This is a genomic window from Deinococcus rhizophilus, assembly GCF_030271215.1.
GTDB lineage: Bacteria > Deinococcota > Deinococci > Deinococcales > Deinococcaceae > Deinococcus > Deinococcus rhizophilus.
This window is the reverse complement of sequence record NZ_JASNGB010000137.1, coordinates 1-7,768: the sequence shown is the minus strand read 5'-3', so window position 1 is coordinate 7,768 and position 7,768 is coordinate 1. Positions and strand designations below refer to the sequence as shown.

Here is a 7,768-nt window from a genome sequence, read left to right as displayed (position 1 = left end):
TGGCAGACCTGGCTGGGCGCAACCCCGCGCAGCTCTCGGGCGGGCAGGCGCAGCGGGTGGCGCTCGCGCGGGCGGTGGCGACGGGCTCGCCGCTGCTGCTGCTTGACGAACCGCTGAGCAATCTCGACGAGCAGTTGCGGGCGCGGCTGCGCTCGGACCTGCGGGCGCTCTTCGCGCAGGTGGGGGCGGGCGTACTGCTCGTCACGCACGATCAGCGGGAAGCCCTGGCGCTGGCCGAACGGGTGGCGGTCATGCGGGCGGGGCGGCTGGTGCAGGTGGGCGCGGCCGCCGAGGTCTTCGCCCGGCCCGCGACGGCGTGGGTGGCCGCCTTCCTGGGACACGCCAACGTGCTGCCTGCCCCCGGCGGGCTGGCCCGTCTGGTCCCGGAGCAGGCCGTGCGGCTGGGCCAGGGTGATCTCCTGCCCGTCACGGCGCAGCAACCCACCGACTCCGGGGTCGAGGTGACGGTGGCCCACTCCCTCGGCCCCCTGACACTGCACCTCAGTGCGCGGGAGGCGGCGGGCCTTGAGGACGGACGGCTCAGGCTGAGCGTGGACGAGGGGCGGGTCTTGACCCTGCCGGACGACCGAGGGGACGTGTGACCGCCTGGATTCTGGTCGGCGGGCGGCTGGTGCCGACGCCCGCGCTGGCCGCGCTCCCCCGCCCTGACCTGGTGGTGGCGGCAGATGGGGGCGCACGGCACGCGGCGGCGCTGGGGGTGCGGGTGGACGTGTGGGTGGGCGATTTCGACTCCTCCTGGGGCGTGGAGGTGGACGCTCCCCGCGAGGTTCACCCGGCGGCGAAGGACGAGACGGACGCCGAACTCGCGGTGCGGGCAGCGCGGGAGCGGGGCGCGACCGACCTGATCTTTCTGGGCGCCTTCGGAGGCCGCTTCGACCACGCGGCGGCGCTGGCCCTGGGCGCGGTGCGGCTGGCACGGGAGGGGCTGGACGTCACCCTGCACAGCGGCGACGAGAGCGGGTATCCCCTGGTGCCAGGGCGTCCCCTGTCGCTGACCCCGCCGCCTGGCCTGACCCTCAGCGTACTGGCCCTGAGCGATCTGCAACACCTGAGCCTGACCGGAGTGCGCTGGCCCCTCGCCGGGGCCGATGTGCCTCTGGGCAGCGGCTGGACGGTGAGCAACGAGGCGCTGGGGGGAGAGGTCCGGGCCAGCCTCACCGCCGGAACGGGGCTGGTCACGGTCCTGCATCCCCGGGAAGGTCAGGCCGTGCTCGTCCGGTAAGGCCGGTTCAGACGGCGCTCCAGCAGGGCGAAGAGCCGCGCCGCCACGTTCGACAGCAGGAAGTAGATCAGCGCGACGGCGAGGTACAGCGGCACCGGCTGGTAGGTGATCGAGACCAGGCCGCGCGTCGTGAGCAGCAGTTCGGAGACCGTGATCACGCTGGCGAGGCTGGAATCTTTCAGCAGGCCGATGAACTGGTTGCCCAGCGCGGGCACGGCGGTGCGGGCCGCCTGCGGAATCAGGACCAGCCGCAGGATGTCCCAGGGCTTCAGGCCCAGCGCCCGCGCCGCCTCGGTCTGGCCCCGGTCCACGGCGTTCAGGCTGCCCCGGATAATCTCGGCGGCGTAGGCCCCGGCAAAGAGGCTCAGGCCCAGCACCGCCGTGTTGAAGGCGGGCAGCGAGACCCCGGTGATCTGCGGCAGCGCGAAGAAGAGGAAAAAGAGCTGCACCAGCAGCGGCGTGCCCCGGAAGGTCTCGATATAGATGCCCGCCAGCAGCCGCACGGGCGCGAGGCGCGACATCCGCCCCAGTCCGGCGACCAGGCCCAGGATCAACCCGAAGACGCTGGAGAGCAGGGTCAGCGCCAGGGTGATCTGGGCGCCGCGCCACAGGGCCGCGAGCGCGTCGGGCGTGAAGACGGTGGAAAGGGTGGACAGCATGGGCAGAGCCTCCTAGGTCAGTGGGACCAGTGTCAGTGGCGCCAGTGTCGGCGGGACCAGCACAAGGGGCCGCACGGGGGATCCGCACGGCCCACTGCTGGCTTGCTGGTCTTACTTGGCAGGCACCGTGATGTCCGAACCCAGGTACTTCAGGCTCAGGCGCTTGAGGGTGCCGTCGGCCCGCATGGAGGCCATCGCCTTTTCCACGGCGGCCTTGAGTCGCGGCTGGTTCTTGCCCAGCGTGATGTAGGGGTTGTCCTGCTGCAGCACCGGCCCGGCGAGCCGCAGTTTCTGGCCGTTCTTGATGGCGACGCTGCCCACCGTGCGGGTGGTGACCATCCCGGCGGCGCGGCCCGCGCCCAGCGCCAGGAAGATCTCCTGCTCGCCGCTGTAGGTCGCGACGTTGGAGTACTTGCGGTCCCGCAGGAACTTCTCGAAGATGGTGCCCTGCGCCACCGCGACCGGCTTGCCCCCCAGCCCCGCGAGGCTGCGGACAGAGGAGCTCGCGGGCACGACGAGTTGCAGGCCGTCGTAGTAGTAGGGGCGGCTCAGGAAATCCACCGCCCGCTCGCGCTCGGGCGTCTTGCTCTGGGAGGCGACGGCGAGGTCGAACTGCCCGGCCTGAAGCCCCGCGATGATGGAGGGAAACTCGGCCTTGATCAGCCGGGCGCGGACACCGAGGCGCTTGGCGATCTCGCGGGCCACGTCGGCGTCGAAGCCGGTCAGGGAGCCGTCGGGGGCAGGCTGCGAGAAGGGCGGATACTCGCCGCTCATGACGACGCGCAGTTCGCCGCGCTTGCGGACATCCGCGAGTTCGGCGTGCGCGACCGAGGTGGCCGTCAGGGCAAGGGTGGACAGCAGCAGCAAACGGGAGTTCAACATGAAGTTCTCCTGGTCATGAGACGTGAAAGAGGGAAGGGGACAAACGGAAGCCACGCTATCCCGCCTGCCCCCCGAGTGCCGAGAAGGGTTCCTTAAGTTGGTATGGGGAACTACAGGTCAACCCGTGAGAATCATGGGGTCGCCGGGCACGCCTCCACCCCTGCACGGGTCTTGCGGGTATAGCGGCAGCCGTAGGTCGGGCTGGCGACGGTCGCCGCCGTCAGCACGTCGTCTCCGGCAGGCCGCACGCCGGTGCGCTCCCAGGTCACGAGGTCGCTGAAGGCTTCCACCAGTTCCGCCGCGTCGAACTCGCAGTGCCCGGCTGCCCGGATCGCCCGCTGCACCAGTCGGTCGCCGTTGCCGTTCGCCTGCGCCGCCTGACGGTAGAGCTGCTGGTGCCGGAAGGGCACGTAGAAGTCGCCCAGCGTGTGCAGACTCAGCACCGGCACGCTGAATTCGCCGTTCACGGCAGGGAGCCAGCGCAGACCGCCGGGCCGGGCGACGTTAGCGGCGGGGTCGGCCCGGACCCGCAGGATCACGTCGTTGAAGGTCTTCTCGGCGGCGGTGGGGTCGGTGCTGTCCGTCCAGCGGTAGACCCGGCCCGCGTTGCCGTACAGGTTGCGGGTCAGGATGCCGTTCACCGTGCCGTCCGAGCCGCCCGTGCCGAACACCGCGTTCTGCGTCCCGGCGAGGCGGAAGCCCAGCTCGAAGACCGGGCGGTCGCCCCCGGTCAGGCGGCGGGCGATCTCACGCAACCGGGCGCCCTGGCCCTCGTTCTCGGTCCAGGTCGCCCCCTCGGTCTCGGTGAAGAGGGCCTGCTTGATCGCGGGCAGCAGCTCCTGATAGTTGCTCTGGGGAAAGGTGCGCGGTCCCAGCCCGGCGAGCTGCGCGGCGACGAGGGTGTAGTCGCCCAGCCACTGAAACTGGTAGTCCTCGTCCATCACCCCGCACAGCGGCAGGGCGGCGGCGTAGGGCACGCGGCTCCTGGCGTTGGCCAGCGTCTCCTTTTCCACGGCGGCGGCCGTGACGTGCCCGCCCATCGAGACGCCCATGATCAGGTACTTGGTGGGTTTGGTGTGCTTGTTGCCGGTGAGGCGCTCGAAGGCCAGCGCGAGGGCGTTGGTGTCCTCGACCCCGGCCTGCACGTCGTAGTAATTCGCCGAGTAGCTGCTCGCGGCCCAGGCGTAGCCCTGCGAGAGCAGGTAGGGGCGCAGGGGGGGCGGGTCTACGGTGAGGTTCTCGCCCTCGCCGCGGTAGCCGTGCGCGTACATGACCAGCGTGCCGTTCCAGTTCGCCGGGACCTCGATCTGGTAGGCCGCCTGACCGCGCAGGCCCGCGTAGGTGCCCTGATAGAGTGCCGCGCCCGTCACGGGGGCGAGGATCGGGGAAACGGGCTTGAAGGTGCGGCCTGCCTGGGCAGGCACCTCGGCGGGGGGGCGCACCTGGGTGCAGCTTCCGAGCAGCAGACTGGCAGCGAGAAAGGCAGGCACAGGGGAACGGAAGAGCGTCATGAAACCTCCGGGAACAGGCTGTCCGGCACGCCGCGCGGGGCACCGGCAAGAGGGCGCGAATTGTGAACGAGGGACCCGCACAGTTAAGGGCACCCGCCGGGCCGCTGTCAACGCGCCGCGCCCGCGCGCCGGGAACCGTCCCCCGGCCCGGCCCGTATGGTGGGCATATGACGAGACGTGGACCCGGACTGGGCTGCCTGGGATGTGGAGGCGGCAGTTTGATCGTGCTGGTGGTGCTGGGGGCGCTCGCGTGGTTCCTGGTGATTCAGCCTGCACGGAACTTTCTGGAATCGTGGCAGGGGACAGGCACGGCGACCAGCCAGCCCCAGACGCTGCCTTCCCCGGGGGGAACCGGGATTGACGTGCCCCCCCTGCCGGGGCCAGGCGGAACGGCGACCCCCCCGCCGAGCCCGACGCCCGATGCGGCGACCCCGCCCGCACCCCCGGTGGGCGCCCCCCTGACCGCGCAGGACGTGACGCGCTTCCTGGCGGTGCGCCGGGACGTGCAGGCGGCGCTGGGAGGCAGCTTTACCCAGCTTCAGCAGGTCTGGACCGACATCCAGCAGGGGCAGTCGCCCAACATCCTGACGCTGGCGCAGGTGCTGGGGCAGGTCAGCGGCAGCGTGGGCGCGGCCCGCACCGCCCAGGCGCAGGCCCTGACCCGCGAGGGCCTGAGCCCCGAGCGCTACGCCGAGATTCGCGGCGCGGTCAACCGGGCGCTGGGCGTGCCCGACATCGACTTTGCCCAGGCCGCCGAGGCCCTGCGCTCGGGCCGCCTCCCCGACCTGGGAACCTCCGTGCAGGCCGCCACGCCCGAGGAACGCGCCCTGGTCGCGCCCTCCCGCGCCGAGCTGACGCAGACGGCGGCGCTGGGGTTGCTGGGGCTGTAGCCCACCCGCCGTCGTCCGCCCGAGGTGCCCTGGCTTCTGCCGGGGCATCTCTCCCTTTTCCCGGTGAAAGCTGACCGCTGGTTACTGACGGGCCTTCCCCGCACCCCGTAAGGTAGGCCCATGACCACCGACTCCCTTCCTTCCACCGCCCGGTCGGAGGCGCTATTCGCCCGCGCCCGCGCCGTGACCCCCGGCGGCGTGAACAGCCCGGTGCGGGCCTTTAGAAGCGTGGGCGGCACCCCGCGCTTTATCCGCGAGGCACACGGGGCCCACCTCACCGACGCCGACGGCACCCGCTACCTCGACTACATCGGCTCGTGGGGGCCAATGATCCTGGGCCACGACCACCCCGCCGTGCGGGAAGCGGTCGCCTCGGCGCTGGCGGGCGGCACGTCCTTCGGCGCTCCCGGCGAGCGCGAGGTGCAACTGGCCGAGGCCGTGACCCACATCACGGGCGTGGACCGGGTGCGCTTCGTGAACAGCGGCACCGAGGCCACCATGAGCGCCCTGCGGCTGGCGCGGGGCTTTACCGGGCGCAAGTACATCCTCAAGTTCCGGGGCAACTACCACGGCCACGCCGACGGCCTGCTGGTGGAAGCGGGCAGCGGCCTGATGACGAACGCTGAAGGCGCCCTGGGCCAGGCGGCTCCCAGCAGCGCGGGCGTGCCCCAGGAGTACGCGGCCCTCACGCTGGTGAGCGAGTACAACGACCCGGCGGCGCTGGACGCCCTGATGGCGGGGCGCGGGAGGGAGATCGCCGCCGTCATCTTCGAGCCGGTGGTGGGCAACGCGGGCGTGCTGATTCCCACGCCCGAGTTTCTGGCCGCGCTGCACCGGGTCCGCGATCACGGCGCTCTGCTGATCGCGGACGAGGTGATGACCGGTTTCCGCCTGAGTCTGAACGGGGCGACCGGCCTGCTGGGGCTGACCCCCGACCTCACCTGCTGGGGCAAGATCATCGGCGGCGGGCTGCCGGTGGGCGCCTACGGCGGGCGGGCCGACGTGATGGATTTCGTTTCACCGCAGGGGCCGGTGTACCAGGCTGGAACCCTGAGCGGCAACCCGCTGGCGATGGCGGCGGGCCTCGCCACGCTGGAGGTGCTGGAGGCGAGCCCCGCCCTCTACGGGCGGCTGGAGGCGTACACGACCGCTCTTGCGGACGGCCTGCGCTCGGCGGCGCGGGAGGCGGGCGTGCCGCTGAGCGTGAACCACATCGGCTCGATGCTGACGGCCTTTCATCAGGACGCGCCCGACGGGTCCATCCGCACCTACGCGGACGCGGCCCGCAGCGACACGGCCGCCTTTGCCCGCTGGTTCCAGGCGATGCTGGGGCAGGGCATCTACTGGGCGCCGTCGCAGTTCGAGAGCATCTTCGTGAGCGGGGCGCACACCGACCACGACCTGAACGCCACGCTGGACGCCGCCCGCGCTGCCTACGCCGGGCGGGGAGGAGCCGCATGACCCTGCTGGACAGTACCCCCGACGTGATTCGCGTGCTGGACGAGAACAAGGTGGTCGCCGTGATCGGCTTTCACCCCGACCCGATGAAGCCCGCCCACTACGTTCCCGAGGACCTGCACCGCCGGGGCTATGCGGTGATCCCGGTGAACCCGGCCCTGGCCGCGCGGGGCGAGAGCTACTTCGGGCAAAAGGCGGTCGCCACCCTCGCGGAGATCGGGTCCCCGGTGGACATCGTGGAGGTCTTCCGCCGCAGCGACAAGGTGCATGAGCATCTGGACGACATCCTGAGCATGCAGCCCCTCCCCCGCGTGGTGTGGTTGCAACTCGGCATCCGCGACGACGCCACGGCGCGGGCCTTGACGGAGCGCGGCATCGACGTCATTCAGGACCGCTGCATGCTGGCCGACCACCGGGCGCTGCTGTAGGGAGCGGGCAGGGGTCGTTCCCCGGCCGACCGGGATGGGGACCGACCCTACAGCCATACCACCTCCACCTCCTCGCCCACCTGCACCCCCGGCCCCTCCGGGATGACCACCAGCACGTCCGCCTCACCCAGCGAGCGCAGCACCCCGCTGCCCTGCTGCCCGTAATCGCGGACCTCGCCGCCCGACACGACGCCGCGCCAGAAGGCCGTCTTGTCGGGCAGGCCCCCGAAGGTGGTCCCGGCCCGCAGCCGCAGCGTCCGCAGGGGTTGGCCCGTCAGCACCGGCCGCACGATCACCCCGAACACGACGAGGCTGCTCACCGGGTTGCCGGGCAGCCCGAACACGGGGAGGCCCTCCCAGCGCCCCAGCAGGGCGGGGCCGCCGGGCCGCATCCGGATCTTCCAGAAGGCGACCTCGCCGTGCCCGATCAGCAGGTCGCGCATGAAGTCGTACTTGCCCATGCTGACGCCGCCGCTGGTGAGCAGCAGGTCGGCCCCGCCCGCCGCCGCGAGGGACCCGGCCAGCGCCCCCGGGCTGTCGGGCGCGTGGCCGAGGTTCAGCACGTCGCAGCCGCACTCCTCCAGCAGCGCCGCGAGGCCGTAACGGTTGCTGTCGTAGACCTGCCCCGGCAGCAGGGCCTCGCCCGGTTCGCGCACCTCGTCCCCGGTGGAGAGGAGGGCCACGCGCAGGCGGCGGC

9 protein-coding genes are annotated in these 7,768 nt (G+C 71.8%); 5 read left to right on the top strand and 4 right to left on the bottom strand.

The features are described from left to right. Both QOL99_RS12785 and QOL99_RS12780 read left to right on the top strand, forming a co-directional pair. Positions 1-602 (top strand): ATP-binding cassette domain-containing protein (locus tag QOL99_RS12785; protein ID WP_285524355.1); only part of this gene is annotated, 602 nt, incomplete at its 5' end. Then, positions 599-1,243, top strand: a complete 645-nt coding sequence (locus tag QOL99_RS12780) for a thiamine diphosphokinase (protein WP_285524354.1) — start codon at positions 599-601, stop codon at positions 1,241-1,243. The genes QOL99_RS12785 and QOL99_RS12780, both read left to right, overlap by 4 nt. Here QOL99_RS12780 and QOL99_RS12775 read toward each other — a convergent pair. The 3 genes from QOL99_RS12775 to QOL99_RS12765 all read right to left on the bottom strand — a co-directional run bounded on the left by QOL99_RS12775 (position 1,222) and on the right by QOL99_RS12765 (position 4,295). Continuing rightward, complete coding sequence (locus tag QOL99_RS12775) at positions 1,222-1,902, bottom strand: amino acid ABC transporter permease (protein ID WP_285524353.1); 681 nt, start codon at positions 1,900-1,902, stop codon at positions 1,222-1,224. The genes QOL99_RS12780 and QOL99_RS12775 overlap by 22 nt on opposite strands. Before the next feature lie 111 nt (positions 1,903-2,013). Next, on the bottom strand, positions 2,014-2,784 hold the full coding sequence (locus QOL99_RS12770; RefSeq protein WP_285524352.1) for a transporter substrate-binding domain-containing protein: 771 nt from the start codon (positions 2,782-2,784) through the stop codon (positions 2,014-2,016). 131 nt (positions 2,785-2,915) lie between these two features. Further along, the gene (locus QOL99_RS12765) at positions 2,916-4,295 is read right to left on the bottom strand and encodes an alpha/beta hydrolase (RefSeq protein ID WP_285524351.1); all 1,380 of its coding nucleotides are present in this window, start codon (positions 4,293-4,295) and stop codon (positions 2,916-2,918) included. A 167-nt stretch (positions 4,296-4,462) separates the two neighbouring features. Between QOL99_RS12765 and QOL99_RS12760 the strand changes: the two genes are divergently transcribed. From QOL99_RS12760 to QOL99_RS12750, 3 genes are all read left to right on the top strand, one after another. Further along, positions 4,463-5,185: a hypothetical protein gene (locus QOL99_RS12760; RefSeq protein ID WP_285524349.1), complete on the top strand. Its 723-nt coding sequence runs from the start codon at positions 4,463-4,465 to the stop codon at positions 5,183-5,185. 120 nt (positions 5,186-5,305) lie between these two features. Beyond that, positions 5,306-6,646, top strand: a complete 1,341-nt coding sequence (gene hemL / locus QOL99_RS12755) for a glutamate-1-semialdehyde 2,1-aminomutase (protein WP_285524347.1) — start codon at positions 5,306-5,308, stop codon at positions 6,644-6,646. After that, complete coding sequence (locus QOL99_RS12750; protein WP_285524346.1) at positions 6,643-7,071, top strand: CoA-binding protein; 429 nt, start codon at positions 6,643-6,645, stop codon at positions 7,069-7,071. The genes hemL and QOL99_RS12750 overlap by 4 nt, the downstream gene beginning before the upstream one ends. Positions 7,072-7,118: 47 nt before the next feature. Here the strand turns inward: QOL99_RS12750 and QOL99_RS12745 are convergent. Next, positions 7,119-7,768, bottom strand: a 650-nt coding sequence (locus tag QOL99_RS12745) for a molybdopterin molybdotransferase MoeA (protein ID WP_285524344.1), incomplete at its 5' end; no start/stop codon positions are given.